The following is a 16,326-nucleotide window of genomic DNA, read 5'->3' on the forward strand; positions in this document are numbered from 1 at the left end:
GCACCAGGAAGATTCGCACCGCGGTGCGATGGCCGAAGGTGCGCGCATGACGCGCCGCACACCGCCGCTGCTGGACACCGTCTGGCCGGGTCATCCGTATCCGCTGGGCGCCACCTGGGACGGGCAGGGCGTCAACTTCGCACTGTTCTCCAAGCATGCCGAAGGCGTCGAGCTTTGCCTGTTCGACGAGAAAGGCCGGCATGAACGCCAGCGCATCGCCCTGCGCGAGCGCACCAACGACGTGTGGCACTGCTACGTGCCGCAGGCGCGCCCGGGGCTGGCCTACGGATACCGTGTGCATGGCCGCTACAAGCCGGAAGAGGGCAGCCGCTTCAATCACAACAAGCTGCTGCTCGATCCCTATGCCAAGGACACGGTGGGCGAGTTGCGCTGGAGCGACGCGCTGTACGGCTACTCGGTGGGCAGCAAGCGGCAGGACCTTTCCTTCGATCGTCGGGACAGCGCCGCCTTCATGCCCAAGAGCCGGGTGCTCGAGACAGCCTTCACCTGGGGCGAGGACATCCGCCCCAACGTGCCCTGGCAGGACATGGTGATCTACGAACTGCACGTGCGCGGCTTCACCATGCGCCATCCCGGCGTGCCCGAGGCATTGCGAGGCACCTACGCCGGTTTGGGCACCAAGGCCGTCATCGACTACCTGCAAGGGCTGGGCGTCACCACTGTCGAGCTGCTGCCGGTGCATGCCTTCCTCAACGACCGTCACCTCGCCGAGCAGGGGCTGCAGAACTACTGGGGCTACAACACGCTGAACTACTTTTCGCCCGAGCCGCGCTACAGCGCATCGGGCAAGGTCAAGGAGTTCAAGACCATGGTCAAGAGTCTGCACTCCGCAGGCATCGAGGTGATCCTCGACGTGGTCTACAACCACACCTGCGAGGGCAACCATCTCGGGCCGACGCTTTCCATGCGGGGCGTGGACAACGCCTCCTACTACATCCTCAACGGCGGGCAGCCGCGCTACTACGACGACTTCACCGGTTGCGGCAACACCGTCAACCTGGAGCATCCGCGGGCGCTGCAGATGGTGATGGATTCGCTGCGCTACTGGGTTCAGGAAATGCATGTCGACGGCTTCCGGTTCGACCTGGCCTCGGCCCTGGCGCGCGAGGCGGGCAAGGTGGAGAACCTGGGCACCTTCTTCGCCGCCATCCAGCAGGACCCCGTGCTCAGCGGCGTCAAGCTCATCGCCGAGCCATGGGACCTGGGGCATGGCGGCTACCAGGTGGGCAACTTTCCCGCGGGCTGGGCCGAATGGAACGACCGCTACCGCGACGGCGTGCGCGGCTGGTGGAAGGGCGACGCCGGCATCGTCGGCGAACTGGCCAACCGCCTTGCGGGCTCGCAGGACATCTACGGCTGGTCCGGCAAGAAGCCGAACGCCAGCATCAACTTCGTCACGGCGCACGACGGCTTCACGTTGGCGGACCTGGTCTCCTACAACGACAAGCACAACGAGGCCAACGGCGAGGACAACCGCGACGGCAACAGCAACAACCTGTCGTGGAACTGCGGCACCGAAGGCCCCACCGGCGATCCGACCGTGCTGGCGCTGCGCGAGCGGCAGAAGCGCAACTTTCTGGCCACGCTCCTGCTGTCCCAAGGCGTGCCCATGCTGCTGGCCGGCGACGAGCTGGGCAACTCGCAGCAGGGCAACAACAATGTCTATTGCCAGGACAACGAGCTGTCGTGGATCGACTGGAACCTGGACGAGCCGGCGCAGGCCCTGCACGACTTTGTCGCGCGGCTGATCGCGCTGAGGCGGCGCCATCCGTCCTTCCGCCGGCGCAGCTTCTTCCGTGGCACTTTGGAGACCGGCGACGGCGCGAAGGATGTGGTGTGGCTGCGCCCCGACGGCCCGGAGATGATTCCCGCCGACTGGGAAGGCGAGCACGTGCGCTGCCTGGGCATGCTGTTTTCCGGCACGGGCCTGATCGATGTGGGCGGGCGCGGCGAACACCAGAGCGACGACGACTTCCTGCTGCTGGTCAATGCCTACCACGAGCCCGTTTCCTTCACGCTGCCGCAGCGGAAGGCCGGCTGGACCCGCGTGGTCGATACCGCGCAGGACGGGCCCGAGACGCCGGTGACGGAGCCATCGCATGTGCTCGAAGGCCGATCGCTCGCGCTGTTTCGCAGCCGCACCGGGAATGGCGCGCCATGAACCACCCCAGCAGCATGCACCCCATGCCTTTCGGCGCCGACGTGCAGGACGGCGGCGGCGTGCGGTTTCGGCTTTGGGCGCCCGCGGCGCGCGAAGTGGTCCTGGAGCGCCGTCGCGGCGAGCAGGGTGCATGGCTGGGCATCGTCATGCAGCCGCAGGCCGATGGCTGGCACTTCCTGCAGGACGACCAGGCCGCCCCCGGCGACGACTACCGCTTTCGCCTGCCCGATGGCCTGCATGTGCCCGACCCCGCTTCGCGCAGCAACCCGCAGGGCGTTCACGGGCCGAGCCGGGTGGTCGATCCGAAGTCCTATGCATGGCAATGCCAGGACTGGCGCGGCCGGCCGTGGCACGAGGCGGTGATCTACGAACTGCACGTGGGCTGCTTCACCCCCGAAGGCACGCTGGCCTCGGCGCAGGCGCGCCTGCAGGCGCTGGCCGACATGGGCATCACCGTGATCGCCCTGATGCCGATGGCCAGCTTCACCGGTCAGCGTGGCTGGGGCTATGACGGCGTCCTGCACTTTGCGCCGCATCCCAGCTACGGCGCACCGGACGACCTCAAGCGCTTTGTGGACGCGGCGCACGGCCTGGGCCTGATGGTGCTGGCGGACGTGGTCTACAACCACTTCGGCCCGGACGGCAACTACCTGCATGCGTACTGCCCGCAGTTCTTCAACCCGGCGCACCAGACGCCATGGGGTTCGGCGATCAACTTCGACGGCCCCGCTTCGCACAACGTGCGCGAGTTCTTCATCCACAACGCGCTGTACTGGATCGAGGAGTTCCGCTTCGACGGCCTGCGCATGGATGCGGTACACGCCATCCGCGACGATTCGCCGATACCGATCGTCGAGGCGGTCTGCGCCGCCGTGCGGCAGAGCGCGGGCCACGAGCGCCACGTGCACGTGGTGCTGGAGAACGACGCCAACGAGGCGCACCGGCTCGTGCGCGGCGAGGGCGGCCTCACCAGCATCGCGACGGCGCAGTGGAACGACGACCTGCACCATGCCGCCCACGTTCTGCTGACCGGCGAAGCAGACGGCTATTACGTCGACTTCGCGGACGAGCCCTTGAAGCGCTTCGCACTGGCGCTGTCGCGCGGGTTCGTCTATGCGGGCGAGCCGTCGGCCTTTCGCGGCGGTGCGGCGCGCGGCGAACCCTGCAGTGGGCTTGCGCTGGATGCATTCGTCTCGTACCTGCAGACGCACGATCAGGTGGGCAACCGCGCGATGGGCGAACGCATCGACGCATTGGCCGATGCGCGCCTGGTGCAGGCGGCACGTGCCTGCGTGCTGCTGTCGCCGCACACCCCCATGCTCTTCATGGGCGAGGAATGGGCGGCACGCACGCCCTTCTATTTCTTCTGCGACTACGCCGGTGGCCCATTGGGCGATGCAGTGCGCGAAGGCCGGCGTGCCGAGTTTGCGCATTTCAATGCCTTTGCCGACGAAGCCGCCCGCGCCGCCATTCCCGACCCCAACGCGGAGCAGACCTTCATGGCCTCGAAGCTCGATTGGTCCCAGCGCGACCAACCGGACCACGCCAGCGCCCTGGCCCACACGCGGGCCTTGCTCGCCGTGCGCCAGCAACTTGACGCATACCGGGCGCGTGGCAGCCTCACCATCGCGCATGGCGCCGACGACGGCGTGCTGTGGGTCGATTGGGAACTGGGCGGCGAGCATCCCGTGCGCCTGCATCTGCGCGCCAACTTCGGTCCCGATGCTTGCCGCATCACGCGGACGAAAGGCCGCGCGCTGCATCAGATGGGCGCCTCGGGGCTCATCGACCTGATGCTCGAAAGCGGCGGCGTCTACGCCAGCCTGGACGACGCGGATGGCAGCGATGTCTGAGGCGGGCGCATCCATCGAAGACCTGCGGCGCCTTTGCGCCCGCCATGGCATCGACCTGGGCTACGACGACATCTGGGGCCAGCACCATGCGGTGACCGACGAGTCCCTGCGCGCGCTGCTGCGCGATGCCGGCGTGCAGGCCGACGCGCCTTCGTCGACGCCGGACATCCTGCCCGCAGTCGCAGTCGTGCCAGAAGGCCAGGCGGAGTTCTTCGTGCCGGTGGTGCTTGCCAATGGCGCACGGCAACTGCGCTGGCGGCTCACGCTGGAAGACGGGCGCACGCAGACTGGCGAAAGCACGGTCGACGAATTCGTCTCGCAATTGCGCGTTCCGTTCGCGTTGCCCTTGGGCTATCACCATATCGCGCTGGAGGGCGACGAGCACCATGGGCGCGGCACCCACCTGATCTGCGCGCCGGCCACCTGCCATCAGCCCGACGCGCTCGCGCGCGGCATGCGGCTGTGGGGCGTTTCGCTCCAACTGTATGGATTGCGCTCGCCGCGCAACTGGGGCATCGGCGACTTCGGCGACCTGCGCGCTTTCGCCGAGCAGGCAGCGCATGCCGGCGCGTCGCTGCTGGGGCTCAACCCGCTGCATGCGCTGTTCCCGCACAACCCGGTGCACGCCAGCCCTTACAGCCCGTCGTCGCGCGGGCGCCTCAACGTGCTCTACATCGATGTGGAGGCCGTGCCCGACTTCGCGGATTGCGCAGACGCCCAGGCGCTGGTGCGCTCCGATGCGTTCCAGGCGCGCCTGTCGGCCTTGCGCGCCGCGCCGCTGGTGGACTATCCCGGCGTGGCTTCGGCCAAGCATGAAGTGCTGTCGTTGCTCCACGAGCGCTTCTGCGAACGCTCGGCAGACGATGCGCAAGTGCGAGCCTTCCAGGCCTTCTGCGAAGAGAGTGGCCAGGCGCTTCACGAGCATGCGTTGTTCGAGGCCGTGCAGGCGCATTGGCACCGGCAGGACGCATCCATATGGGGCTGGCCGGCCTGGCCGAAGGATTGGCAGGACATGCGCGGCGCGGCGGTGCAGGCCTTTGTCCGCGAGCATGCGCGCGACGTGCAGTTCTACACGTGGCTGCAGTGGCAGGCCGCCCGCCAGCTGCAGGTGGCCGGGGAGCATTGCCGCGCGCTGGGCATGCCGATCGGGCTGTACCTCGACCTGGCCGTTTCCGTGGACCGCGGCGGCTCCGACGCCTGGCGCCATCGCGATGCCTTTGCGCTGGGGGCCAGCATCGGTGCGCCGCCCGACCTGCTGAACCTGCAAGGCCAGGATTGGGGCCTGCCCCCGCTGCGGCCCGACCGCCTGCGCGAAACCGGCTTCGCCGCTTTCGTCGAGGCCCTGCGCGCCAACATGCGCAGCGCCGGGGCATTGCGCATCGACCACGTGATGATGCTCATGCGCCTGTTCTGGATTCCCGGCGGCATGGGCGGCGCGGCCGACGGCGCCTACGTGCGCTACCCCTGGCAGGAGCTGTTCGCCGTGCTCGCGCTGGAAAGCCGCCGCCACCGTTGCCTCGTCGTCGGCGAAGACCTGGGCACGGTGCCCGATGCCATGCGCGATGCCATGCGGCGCCACGGCGTGCTGTCTTATCGGCTGCTGTACTTCCAGCGCGACGATGCCGGCCAGTTCCTGCCGCCGGATGCGTATCCGCGCGACGCGGTCGTGGCCGTCAGCACGCACGACCTGCCCAGCTTCGCCGGCTGGTGGAACGGTGCGGACCTGGACCTGCGCGAACAACTGGGCATGGCCGGCGATCCCGAGACCATCCGCCAGGCGATGGGCGAACGCGGCAGCGATCGCGAGCGGTTGGCACAGGCGCTGGGCCTGCCGACCTCCGTGGCGGCGTCCGAGGTCGCGCTCGCGCCCCAGACGGTGGTGGCGGCCCATGCCTTCCTGGCCCGAGCGCCGTCGTCGCTGATGATGGTGCAGCTCGAAGATCTGCTCGGCCAGGGCGAGCAGGCCAACCTGCCCGGCACGGTGCACGAGCATCCGAACTGGCGGCGCAAGTACGCGCTCGAAGTGCAGTACCTGGGCACCTCGCCTTTGGCCCGCGCCCTGGCCGATGCGGTGGACCAGCAGCGATCGGCCCGGCCGCGCGCCCGCATTCCGCGCGCCACCTATCGCCTGCAACTGCACAAGGATTTCGACTTCGACGCCGCGGGCGCCGTCGTTCCGTACCTGGCCCAGCTGGGCGTGAGCCACGTCTACTGTTCGCCGATCCAGCGCGCGCGCAGCGGTAGCCTGCATGGCTACGACGTGGTCGCGCACGACCAGATCAACCCCGAACTCGGCGGCATGGGTGCCTACCGCCGATTTGCCGACGTGCTGCGCGCCAACGGCATGCGCCTGCTGGTGGATGTGGTGCCCAACCACATGGGCGTGCTCGGTTCGGACAACGCCTGGTGGAACGACGTGCTGGAACACGGCATGAACTCCGCCTATGCCGAGTTCTTCGACATCGATTGGGCGTCCGACACGCCCGGCATGGCCGGCAAGGTGTTGCTGCCTGTGCTGGGAGACGCCTATGGCCGCGTGCTGGAGCGCGGCGAACTGCAACTCGACCACGAGGCGGGCGAGGGCACGGGACGCTGGGTGGTGCGTTACTACGACCATCGCTTTCCCGTCTCGCCGGCCAGTGTCCCGGCGCACCTGCAGGCCGCCGCGGCCGATCGCGGCGCCGTGTCGGGCGCTTTGGACGAAGCCTTGGCGGCCTTCAACACGCTGGCCAACCGCGACGAGTTCCACGCCTTGCTCGAAGCGCAGGCGTGGCGGCTGGCGCACTGGCGATGCGCCGCCGACGAGATCAACTACCGGCGCTTTTTCGACGTGAACGAGCTGGCGGCGCTGCGCACCGAGCGCGAGGATGTGTTCGAGGCCACGCACGCACTGCCGCTCGACCTGGCGGCGCAGGGCGACGTCGATGGCCTGCGCATCGACCATCCCGACGGCCTGCTCGATCCGGCCGGCTACTTCGACCGGTTGCAGGCCGGCCATGCGAAAAGGCATGCGGCCAGGGGCGAGCAGGCCAGTGCGCTGTACGTCGTGGCCGAGAAGATCGCTGCCGCTGGCGAGGACGTGCCGCTGGCCTGGGCGATCCACGGCACCACCGGCTACCGTTTCGCGAACGTGGCCAACGGCGTGCTGGTCGACCACCGCGCGGCGAGCGAGCTTGAGGCGCTGTGGCGCGAGTTCACCGGCCTCGCGCAGCCCTTCGAAGAGGTGGTGTATGCGTCTCGGCTGGCTGTGGCGACCGGGCCGTTGGCCGCGGACCTGGACACGCTGGCCAATGCGCTGGCGCACATCGCCAAGTCCGATTGGCGCACGCGCGACCACACGCGCAATCGCTTGCGCGAAGCCATTGCCGCGGTGGCCGCGGCCATGCCGGTCTACCGCAGCTACAACGGCTCCGAGGCCAGCGAGCAGGACATCCGCGTGATCGATGCGGCCGTGGACGGTGCTCGCGCCCGCATGGCGGACAACGACGAAGCGCTCTGGCGCTTCCTGCGCGAGGCGCTGCTGGGTCGCCTGGTGGAAGGCGCCGCCCCGCGCCTGCTGCCCGCCGTGGTCCGTTTCGCGCGGCGCTTCCAGCAATACAGCGCGCCGGTGGCCGCCAAGGGCGTGGAGGACACGGCCTTCTATCGCTACTTTCCCTTGTCGTCGGTCAACGAAGTGGGCGGCGAGCCAGACCACATCGGCATGGCGGTCGAGGACTTTCATGTCGCCAGCCTGGACCGCCAGCGGCGCTGGCCCTACACCATGCTCGCCACGTCGACGCACGACAACAAGCGTTCGGAAGACGTGCGCCTGCGCATCAACCTGCTTTCGGAATGCCCCGATGCGTGGCGCCGGCTCGTGCTGCGCTGGAAGTCGATGCATGCGCCCCTGGCGCGCGGGATCGAAGCCGCGCACCAGTACCTGCTCTATCAGACGCTGGTGGGCGTGCTGCCGGCCGATGGCGCGGCCGCCGGACCGGCCGTTGCCGACCGCGTGGTTCAGTACATGTTCAAGGCGGCGCGCGAGGCCAAGACGGCCACCAGCTGGACGCAGCCCGATCCGGACTACGAGGCGGCACTGGAGCGCTTCGTGCGCGAAGCCCTGGACGACACGCAGGGCTTCGGCGCCGAGCTGTCGCGCTTCGTCGCGGAGCTGGACCCGTTCGCGGCGGTCGGTGCATTGAGCCTGTCGCTGCTCAAGTTCACTTCGCCCGGCGTGCCCGATATCTACCAGGGCTGCGAGCTGATCGAGCACAGCCTGGTCGATCCGGACAACCGCCGGCCCGTCGACTACGACCGGCGCTCGGGCGAGTTGCGCGCGTTGGGCGAATTGGCCGAGGGCGCGGATGTGCCGGCCGCCGTGGCTGCGATGGCGGCCCGCCCTTCGAACGGCCGCGCCAAGCTGTGGGCGATCTGGCGCCTACTGGCCTTGCGCCGGCGGCTGCCGGACGTGTTCCTGAACGGCAGCTACGAAGCGCTGGCGGTCGAAGGCGAGCGCGCCGCGCACGCCATCGCCTATCTGCGGCGCTACGCGGGACAGGTGCTGGTGGTGGTGATGCCTCGGTTGCAACTGGTGCTGGCGCAGGAGCAGACACAGGCGCAGACGGACGGGGCCGGCGAAGCGAAACCGCTGCAACCCGTCTGGTCGAGCCGCGCGGCCTGGGGCGACACCCGTGTCGTGCTGCCCGCCGACCTGCACCAGCATCCGGGTGCCGGGGCCGACGGCTGGCAGGACGTGCTCACGACGCGCCGCCATTCGGCGGCAGCGACGCTGGCGCTGGCCGATCTGTTCGCCCACTTTCCGGGCGCGGTGCTGGTGGGCGGGGAAGGCTAGTTCAGTCCCCGCCAGCGATGCGCAGCGCAGGCCAGCGCGCCCGGTACGAGGCCGCCTTGCGATCGAACAGTTCCCGATGCGGCACCAGCGGATTCATGGCCAGAATCCCGTCGTACAGCAGCTCGAGACCATAGGGCGCGTAAAGGTCGCCGGGGCGAACACCCACGCAGGTGGCCGGGACGAGGAAGCGCTCGATGCCTTCGCGGCTGCTTCGCAGCGGCCGCTCGTAGGGCCTGCCGAAGTGTTCTTCGTACCAGAGGTGCACGCGGGCCTGGTTGGTCGCCTCCACCTCGACGCCGAGGTCGCCCAGCACTTCTTCGACATGGGCCTGCACGCGCTCTTCCGCGCTTGCGCTCAGGTCGGAGGCGTCGAAGTAGAAGAGGTCGTAGTCCTTGATGTCCGATTCGGGCGGTCGGCCGGCCTGCAGGTTCCAGACCGTCTGGAACAGGCAGCCGGCCACCAGCCAGCCGTCGGGCAGGGCCAGGCGCTCCCAGCGCGCCAGGATCTCGCGGTTGTGCCGGTTGGCCAGGATGTCGAGGGCGAAGCGCTCGTGCAGGCTCACGCCGGCTTGTCCTTGCCGTCCTGCTGCGGCGGCTGGGCCGGGGCCATCCACCAGTTCTGCGGCGCGACCACCTTGGGGTCGGGCGGATCGGCGCGATAGTGCGGCGACATGATCTGAACGCCGTGCTCGTTGAACACGTCCAGCAGGTTGGCGTGCAGCGCGGCCAGCACATCGGCGCGCGGCCGTGGACGCTCGGGCACGGCCTGGCAGACCAGGCGGTATTCGACGTAGAAGTCGGACAAGGCGGTCTGGAACACGCGCGGCTCCGGCTCGCTCAGCACGCCCGGTGTGCGGCGTGCGCCTTCGATCATCATCGCCTGCACCTGCCGCCATGGCGCGTCGTAGCCGATGGTCATCACGGTGTCGAGGATGTAGCCCTTGCCCTGCACCGCGCGCGAATAGTTCTTGGTGACTGCGCCCATGATGACGCCGTTGGGCAGCGTGATCTCCTCGCCCAGCCCGGTGCGGATCGTGGTGGTGAAGGTGCCCAGCTGGACCACGGTGCCTTCCTGGTCCTGGATGCGCACGTATTCGCCCACCCGCACGGTGCGCGAATACATGAGGATCAGCCCGCTGGCCGCCTGGCCGACCAGGCTGGAACCGCCCAGCGTGACCATCAGGCCGACCAGCACCGAGATGCCCTTGAAGGCATCGCTCTGCGCCCCGGGCAGGTAGGGGTAGGCCATGGCGATGGCGAACAGCCACACCACGATCTCGAAGAGGCGGCGCGACGGGCCGGCCAGGTCGGCGTCGAGCCAGCCGACCTGCAGGCGCCCCTGTTCGATGCGCTCGAAGACCGGGCGGACCAGCAGCACCACGCCGCGCGCCAGCGCGAAGATGACCAGCGCCACGCACAAGTCGGGCAGCGCATCGACGATGCCGCCGCCGATGCGGTGCGCCACCCCGACCACGAAGCTGCCCAGGTGCTCGCCCCAGGGCCGTGTGACCGGAAAGCGGGTGAACACATAGGCCAGCCACTCGTAGCTGAGCAGCGCCAACGCGAGCCATGCGAGAAACCGCACCAGCGCGCGCGAGAACTCGTAGACGCGCGAGAAGTGGAACATCGGCAGGCCCGCCAGCTTGACCCCTGACGCCTTCGCGGACAGCAGGCGCGTCATCTTGCGAACGAGCCTGTGGCGAAGCCACAGCACGCCCCAGGCCAGCGCGATGAACAGCGCGGTCGCGATGAGCGAATGAATGGCGCCCGACAACAGCCGCGTCTTGTCGCGCGCCTCGCGCGTTTCGGCAATGGCTCTTTCAAGCGCCGAGCGGGTGGCGGCCACTTGAGCGGCCGGTGTCTGCCCACCCACGGCGTCTGCATCGGCCTTGGTCAGCAGGAATGCGAAGGCGCCGTCGATGGTGATGACGGTGCCTTGCGGCTCGTCGATGGTGCCCACCGTTCCGGGGCCGCCCCGGCTCAGTTCCTCGCGCATCACCTCCTCGGCGCGACGGGCGCGGTCGGTCGGCGAAACGCCCAGGAAGTTGGCTCGCAGCGTTGCGATGCGGCGGTTGAGGAGGGTGATGCGCGCCGGTTCCGGCGCGCGGGCGCTGCCGTCTGCAGTGGCCTGGGTGTCTGCTGCCGCCTGCTGCGCGGCCGCGCCCAGGGGCATCAGCATTGCCAGAAGCGCGAGCATGAGCATCAGGGCCAGCACGGCAATGCGCGAGCGGCTGGGGAGGTGCCCGGATCGGGAGACTTGGCCGGGAGCAACCCGGGTCCCGCAGGACGGCGCGGGACAACTTCCAATGAACGAGCAAAGCAGGGGTTCGGGCACGCGCGGCCGCCTTTCGGGAATTGGACTTGGGCGGATTCTCGCCGCAGCGGACGGGGCTGCGTGCGCCCCATCAAAATGTCGCGGGCGCAAGCGACAATCGCCGCCGTCACACACAACCCAAGAATTCATTCGTGCATTCAGCCGCATTGCTCCTCGTCATCCTCTGCGCCGGACTCGCCAGCCAATGGCTGGCCGCGCAGATCCGCCTTCCCGCCATCGTTGTACTGATCGCCGTCGGGCTGTTGCTCGGGCCGGTCAGCGGTCTGGTCAATCTCTCCATCGCGCCCGAAGAGATGAGCGAGCTGATCGGCCTGGGCGTGGCCATCATCCTTTTCGAAGGCGGCATGGACCTGAAGCTGGGCGAGTTCAAGCGGGTCGGCCGGGGCGTCGGTCGCCTGACGCTGCTGGGCCCGCCGCTGGCCTGGCTCTTCGGCAGCCTGGCGGCGCACTATGTGGGCGGCCTGAGCTGGCCGGTGGCGATCGTGCTGGGCGCCATCCTGGTGGTGACCGGCCCGACGGTGATCCTGCCGCTGCTGCGCCAGGCCAAGCTCAACAAGGAAACCGCCGCGCTGCTCAAGTGGGAGGGCATCGTCAACGACCCCATCGGCGTGCTGCTGGCGGTGCTGGCCTTCCAGTACTTCACCATCGGCGGCGGCATCGCCGTCACGCTCAAGGGCCTGGGCCTGGCGATCTTTGCCGCGCTTCTGTTCGGCGGGCTGGGCGGCTGGCTGATCGGCTGGATCTACAAGCGCGGCGGCGCGCCGGAACACCTGAAGGCGCCCGTGCTGATGGTGCTGGTGCTGGCCGCCTACTGGGCCAGCAACCAGGTGCAGCACGAAGCCGGCCTGCTCACCGTCACCCTGATGGGTCTGGTGATCGGCAACATGGAACTGGTCGAGCGCGAGTCGCTGCAGCACTTCAAGGAGAACCTGACGGTGGTGCTGCTGTCGGTGTTGTTCATCGTGATTCCCGGGCAGTTGCGTCCGGAACAGTTGTTCCTGATCGACTGGCGCATCGTGGGCTTCGTGGTGGTCACGCTGCTGGTGGTGCGGCCGCTGTCGATCGGCTTGGCGACGCTCGGCGCGCCGATGCGCGCGGAAGACAAGAAGCTGCTGGCCTGGATCGCGCCGCGGGGTATCGTGGCAGTGGCCACCGCAGGCATCTTCGGGCCGGCGCTGGTGGAGGCCGGCCACCCCGACGCCGCCAAGCTGCTGCCGGCCACCTTCCTGATCGTGATCGTCACCGTGCTGGCGCATGGCCTGAGCCTCGGGCGCATCGCGCGCAAGCTGGGGCTGGCTTCGACCAGCGAATCGGGCGTGCTGATCGTCGGCGCATCGCCCTGGACCTGCGCCTTCGCACAGGCGTTGCATCGCCTGAAGGTCGACGTGCTCATGGTCGACCGCGACTACGAACGGCTCAAGGAGGCGCGGATGCTCGGCATCGACGTCTTCTACGGCGAGTTTCTCTCGGAGCATGCCGAGGACGTGATGGAGATCCAGCATCTGAGCTATCTGCTTTGCGCGACCGACAACGACTCGTACAACGCGCTCGTGTGCAAGGGCCACAGCCGCCGGGTGGGAAGCCATCGCACCTTCCAGCTGGCGGTGCACTACCTGACCCAGAAGGCGTCGCGCCGGGTGCCGCTGCAGGTGCGCGGCTACTTCGCCTTCCACGAAGAGGCGAGCTTCCACATGCTGGACTGGCGCCTGCAGGAAGGCTGGACCATGCAGACCTCCAATCTCACCTACACCTGGGGCTGGAACGAGTTCAGTGAACGCATGGGCGAGCTGGGCAAGGACTGGCTGCTGCTGGGCGGCATCGCGCCCGGTGGGTCCTTCCGCATCTATTCGAGCGAGCAGCCCTTCAAGCTCGATGCGGGATGGACGGCGCTTTACTTCGCGCCCGAACGGGCCGCGCGGCGCGCTGCGGAAGCGGCCGCACTGGCGGCTGCACAGGCGGCCGAGGCTTCGCCCGTCGAAGCTTTGACGGCGACGCCAGCGAAGTAGTCAGGGGCGTCGCACCACCTGCGGGCGGCTCAGTCCGCTGGCAGGTCTGCGCGCCGTGGGAGATCGGCGCCGCGCCGGCCGCAGGCGATGCCCGCCGCGTCCGACGCAAAGCGCAGCGCGCGTTCCATGTCTTCGCTGCCGAGCGAGCGCAGCGTCTCCAGGCTGAGCTTGTCCTGCTCGCACAGCCACGCGAGCAAGGCGGCCTGGAATGCATCGCCCGCGCCGACTGAGTCGACCACTTCGACCGCCGTGGCCTCGACCTGTGCTTCGCCCGTCGGGCTCCAGGCGCAGGCGCCTTCACTGCCACGGGTGACGACCACCAGGCCCACGCCAGCGGCGAGCGCGGCGCCCGCGAAATGCGTGAGGTTCACGCCGGGGCGAAGCAGCTGCAGGTCTTCCTCGCTGATCTTGAGCAGGTCGCAGCGCGGCAACATCCAGCGCACGAGATCGCGCCAGCGGTCGATGTCGGGTTCGACGGCGGGGCGGATGTTGGGGTCGAAGCAGATCGGCGTGCGGCCATGCTCGCGCGCCACCAGCGCCCGCAGCGTGCTGGCGATCGGCTCGACCACCGTCGCGTACGAGCCCACATGAAGCGCCCGCATGCGCGGCGGCAACGTGGCCAGCGCATCCATGCCCAGTTGCCGATCTGCAGCGCCTTCGCCGTGGAAGGTGTAGGCCGGCGAGCCCTGGTCGTCCAGGCCCACGAAGCCCAGCGTCGTGGGTGCGGCCGGCCGCGCGACGGCGTCGCACGCCACGCCTTCGCCTTGCAGGGCGCGCATCAGGCGTTCGCCCGGAATGTCGGTGGAGATGGCGCCGAAGAACGCCACCGGCTGCGCCAGGCGGGCCAGGCCCACCGCCACGTTGAAGGGCGAGCCGCCCACGCGCGCGTCCAGCAACAGGCCGGTGGGCGTGTCTTCGCTGGACGGATAGATGTCCATCAGGGCTTCGCCGCACACAACGAACATGTCAGAGTCTTTCGATGGCCTGCCTGCAGGTTCGGGCCGTCTTGGCCAGAATGGTCGGCATGATGACATCCAATCCCATGAAACTGAGCGATTTCCCCATCACGCGCAAATGGCCGGCCGCGCACCCCGAGCGGCTGCAGCTGTATTCGCTGAACACGCCCAACGGTGTGAAGGCGTCGATCATGCTGGAAGAGACCGGGCTGCCCTACGAGGCGCACCTGGTCGACTTCGGAAAGGACGACCAGACTTCGCCGGAGTTCGTGTCGCTCAACCCGAACAACAAGATCCCCGCCATCATCGATCCCGACGGCCCTGGCGGAAAGCCGCTGCCGCTGTGGGAGTCGGGTGCCATATTGCTCTACCTGGCTGAAAAGACGGGGCAGTTCATCTCGCAGGACCCGGCCGTGCGCTGGCAGACGGTGCAGTGGGTCATGTTCCAGATGGGCGGCATCGGGCCCATGTTCGGGCAGCTGGGCTTCTTCCACAAGTTTGCCGGCAAGGACTTCGAGGACAAGCGCCCGCGTGACCGCTACGTGAACGAATCGCGCCGCCTTCTCGGCGTGCTCGACGCGCATCTGAAGGGCCGCCAGTGGCTGATGGGCGACGACTACGGCATCGCCGACATCGCCACCTTCCCCTGGGTGCGCAACCTGGTGGGCTTCTACGGCGCGGGCGAACTGGTGCAGTTCGACGAGTTCACCGAGGTCAAGCGCGTGCTGGATGCGTTCGTGCAGCGGCCCGCCGTGCAGCGTGGCCTTTTGATCCCCAGCCGCGGCTGAGCGCGGCGCCGGGCAGGGCGCAGGGCTGAGGGCGTCCTCAGGGCGCCTTGACCTTGTCCACGCCGCCGAGAAAGAGGTCCGCCACGATGGGCCCCATCGCCGCATAGTCGAGCGAGCGGCCGGGCTTCATCCAGGTGAACATCCAGTTGATCATGCCGAACAGCAGCATGGTCAGCGGCTTGGCCATCCCGGGGTCGGCCTTGTCGGTTCGCACGGCTGCGACCGCCTGCGCAAAGCCTTCGACCACGCGGCGCTCCTTGTCGAGCACGCGCTGGCGGTCGGCTTCTTCGAGGAACTTCACATCCTCGGTCAGCACCCGGTGCGCGTTCTGGGCGTCGGCGTACTCGTCGACGATGCGCTTGATCAGGTGGCGCAGGCGCGCCTCGCCTTGCAGGGCCAGCGTTTCTTCCTCGTCGACGAGCGCGGCCAGCCGCGACACGTGGTCGTCGGCAATGCTGACCAGCAGCGCGTACTTGTCGCGGTAGTAGTGATAGAGCGTGGCCTTCGACAGGCCACAGGCCTCGGCCACCTGGTTCATCGATGTGGCGGGATAGCCGCGCTTGGCAAACAGGTTGGCGGCCTGCGCCAGGATCATCTCGCGCTGGTCTTCGTAGCTGGCGGATCGTCCGCGTCCCATGCCTGCCGGCCTTTCTGTTGTGTGGTGGTGAAAGCCGTTCGATCTTGCCTGAAGCGCGGCGCGATCAGCCGCCGGTGCCGGCGTCGGCGCGGCGCGTCTCGATCAGGGACTTGACGTCCACCTGCTTCACGCGGGGCCGATCCTGCTCGATGGCCGAAAGCGGCTGCACCTCGCGCAGGCTGGCCAGGCAGCGACGGGTCAGGTCCTGGTAGACCTGGGTGCCTTCGAGCTTCCAGGCGACCTCGGCATCGGTGAGTTCGCGCCTCACCTTGGCCGGCATGCCGGCGGCCAGGCTGCGGGCGGGCACCTTCATGCCGGCCGGAACGAAGGCGCAGGCCGCGACGATGGCCGCTGCGCCGATCTCGGCCTGGTCCATCACGACGGCGTTCATGCCCACCAGCGCATCGCGACGCACGGTGCAGCCGTGCAGCACCGCGCCATGGCCGATGTGGCCGTTCTGCTCGACCACCGTGTCGTCGTCCGGAAAGCCGTGGATCACGCAGGTGTCCTGAACGTTCGAGCCGGCCTCGAGCACGATGCGGCCGAAGTCGCCCCGCAGCGCCGCGCACGGCCCCACGTAGCAGCCGGGTCCGACGATCACGTCGCCGATGAGCACGGCCGTCGGATGCACATGGGCGGTGGGGTCGATCACCGGCACCACGCCTTCGATGGAATAGCAGGGCATCGGGTTGATCTCCTTGATATGGCGGCGCGAGGCGCCTAGGGTTTGCACGGTGCT

General features: G+C 68.5%; 10 protein-coding genes. 5 read left to right on the forward strand and 5 right to left on the reverse strand.

Going from position 1 to position 16,326, the window contains the following annotated elements; genetic code table 11:
• Positions 1-46 precede the first annotated feature (46 nt).
• From glgX to treY, 3 genes are read left to right on the forward strand one after another with little or no spacing between them, the layout of a single operon-like run.
• Entirely contained in the window at positions 47-2,182 is a 2,136-nt protein-coding gene (glgX, locus tag QTH91_RS02620; RefSeq protein ID WP_286658478.1) for a glycogen debranching protein GlgX, read from the forward strand.
• Positions 2,179-4,035: a malto-oligosyltrehalose trehalohydrolase gene (gene treZ, locus QTH91_RS02625; RefSeq protein ID WP_286658479.1), complete on the forward strand. Its 1,857-nt coding sequence runs from the start codon at positions 2,179-2,181 to the stop codon at positions 4,033-4,035. Before glgX ends, treZ begins: the two co-directional genes overlap by 4 nt.
• A complete protein-coding gene (treY, locus tag QTH91_RS02630; RefSeq protein WP_286658480.1) occupies positions 4,019-8,866 on the forward strand; it encodes a malto-oligosyltrehalose synthase in 4,848 nt (1,615 codons plus the stop codon). The genes treZ and treY overlap by 17 nt, the downstream gene beginning before the upstream one ends.
• Before the next feature lies 1 nt (position 8,867).
• On the opposite strand, the gene QTH91_RS02635 is transcribed toward treY, so the two are convergent.
• Both QTH91_RS02635 and QTH91_RS02640 read right to left on the reverse strand, forming a co-directional pair.
• Positions 8,868-9,428: a nucleotidyltransferase family protein gene (locus tag QTH91_RS02635; protein WP_286658481.1), complete on the reverse strand. Its 561-nt coding sequence runs from the start codon at positions 9,426-9,428 to the stop codon at positions 8,868-8,870.
• The gene (locus QTH91_RS02640) at positions 9,425-11,080 is read right to left on the reverse strand and encodes a mechanosensitive ion channel family protein (protein WP_286658482.1); all 1,656 of its coding nucleotides are present in this window, start codon (positions 11,078-11,080) and stop codon (positions 9,425-9,427) included. The genes QTH91_RS02635 and QTH91_RS02640 overlap by 4 nt, the downstream gene beginning before the upstream one ends.
• 251 nt (positions 11,081-11,331) lie before the next feature.
• On the opposite strand from QTH91_RS02640, the gene QTH91_RS02645 reads away from it, so the two are divergent.
• Positions 11,332-13,206, forward strand: a complete 1,875-nt coding sequence (locus QTH91_RS02645) for a cation:proton antiporter (protein ID WP_286658483.1) — start codon at positions 11,332-11,334, stop codon at positions 13,204-13,206.
• Positions 13,207-13,235: 29 nt separating this feature from the next.
• Here the strand turns inward: QTH91_RS02645 and QTH91_RS02650 are convergent, their stop codons facing one another.
• Positions 13,236-14,171 (reverse strand): carbohydrate kinase family protein, encoded by a 936-nt coding sequence (locus QTH91_RS02650; protein ID WP_286658484.1) that lies wholly within the window; start codon positions 14,169-14,171, stop codon positions 13,236-13,238.
• A 77-nt stretch (positions 14,172-14,248) separates the two neighbouring features.
• Here QTH91_RS02650 and QTH91_RS02655 point away from each other — a divergent pair, with 77 nt between their 5' ends.
• A complete protein-coding gene (locus QTH91_RS02655; protein ID WP_286658485.1) occupies positions 14,249-14,950 on the forward strand; it encodes a glutathione S-transferase N-terminal domain-containing protein in 702 nt (233 codons plus the stop codon).
• A 37-nt stretch (positions 14,951-14,987) separates the two neighbouring features.
• Here QTH91_RS02655 and QTH91_RS02660 read toward each other — a convergent pair whose 3' ends face one another.
• Both QTH91_RS02660 and QTH91_RS02665 read right to left on the reverse strand, forming a co-directional pair.
• Positions 14,988-15,587, reverse strand: a complete 600-nt coding sequence (locus QTH91_RS02660; protein ID WP_286658486.1) for a TetR/AcrR family transcriptional regulator — start codon at positions 15,585-15,587, stop codon at positions 14,988-14,990.
• Between the two features lie 64 nt (positions 15,588-15,651).
• Positions 15,652-16,272, reverse strand: coding sequence for a phenylacetic acid degradation protein PaaY (locus tag QTH91_RS02665; RefSeq protein ID WP_286658487.1), 621 nt, complete (start codon positions 16,270-16,272; stop codon positions 15,652-15,654).
• Positions 16,273-16,326 lie beyond the last annotated feature (54 nt).

The sequence above is a fragment of the Variovorax dokdonensis genome (genome assembly GCF_030316895.1).
Taxonomy (GTDB): Bacteria; Pseudomonadota; Gammaproteobacteria; order Burkholderiales; family Burkholderiaceae_C; genus Variovorax; species Variovorax dokdonensis.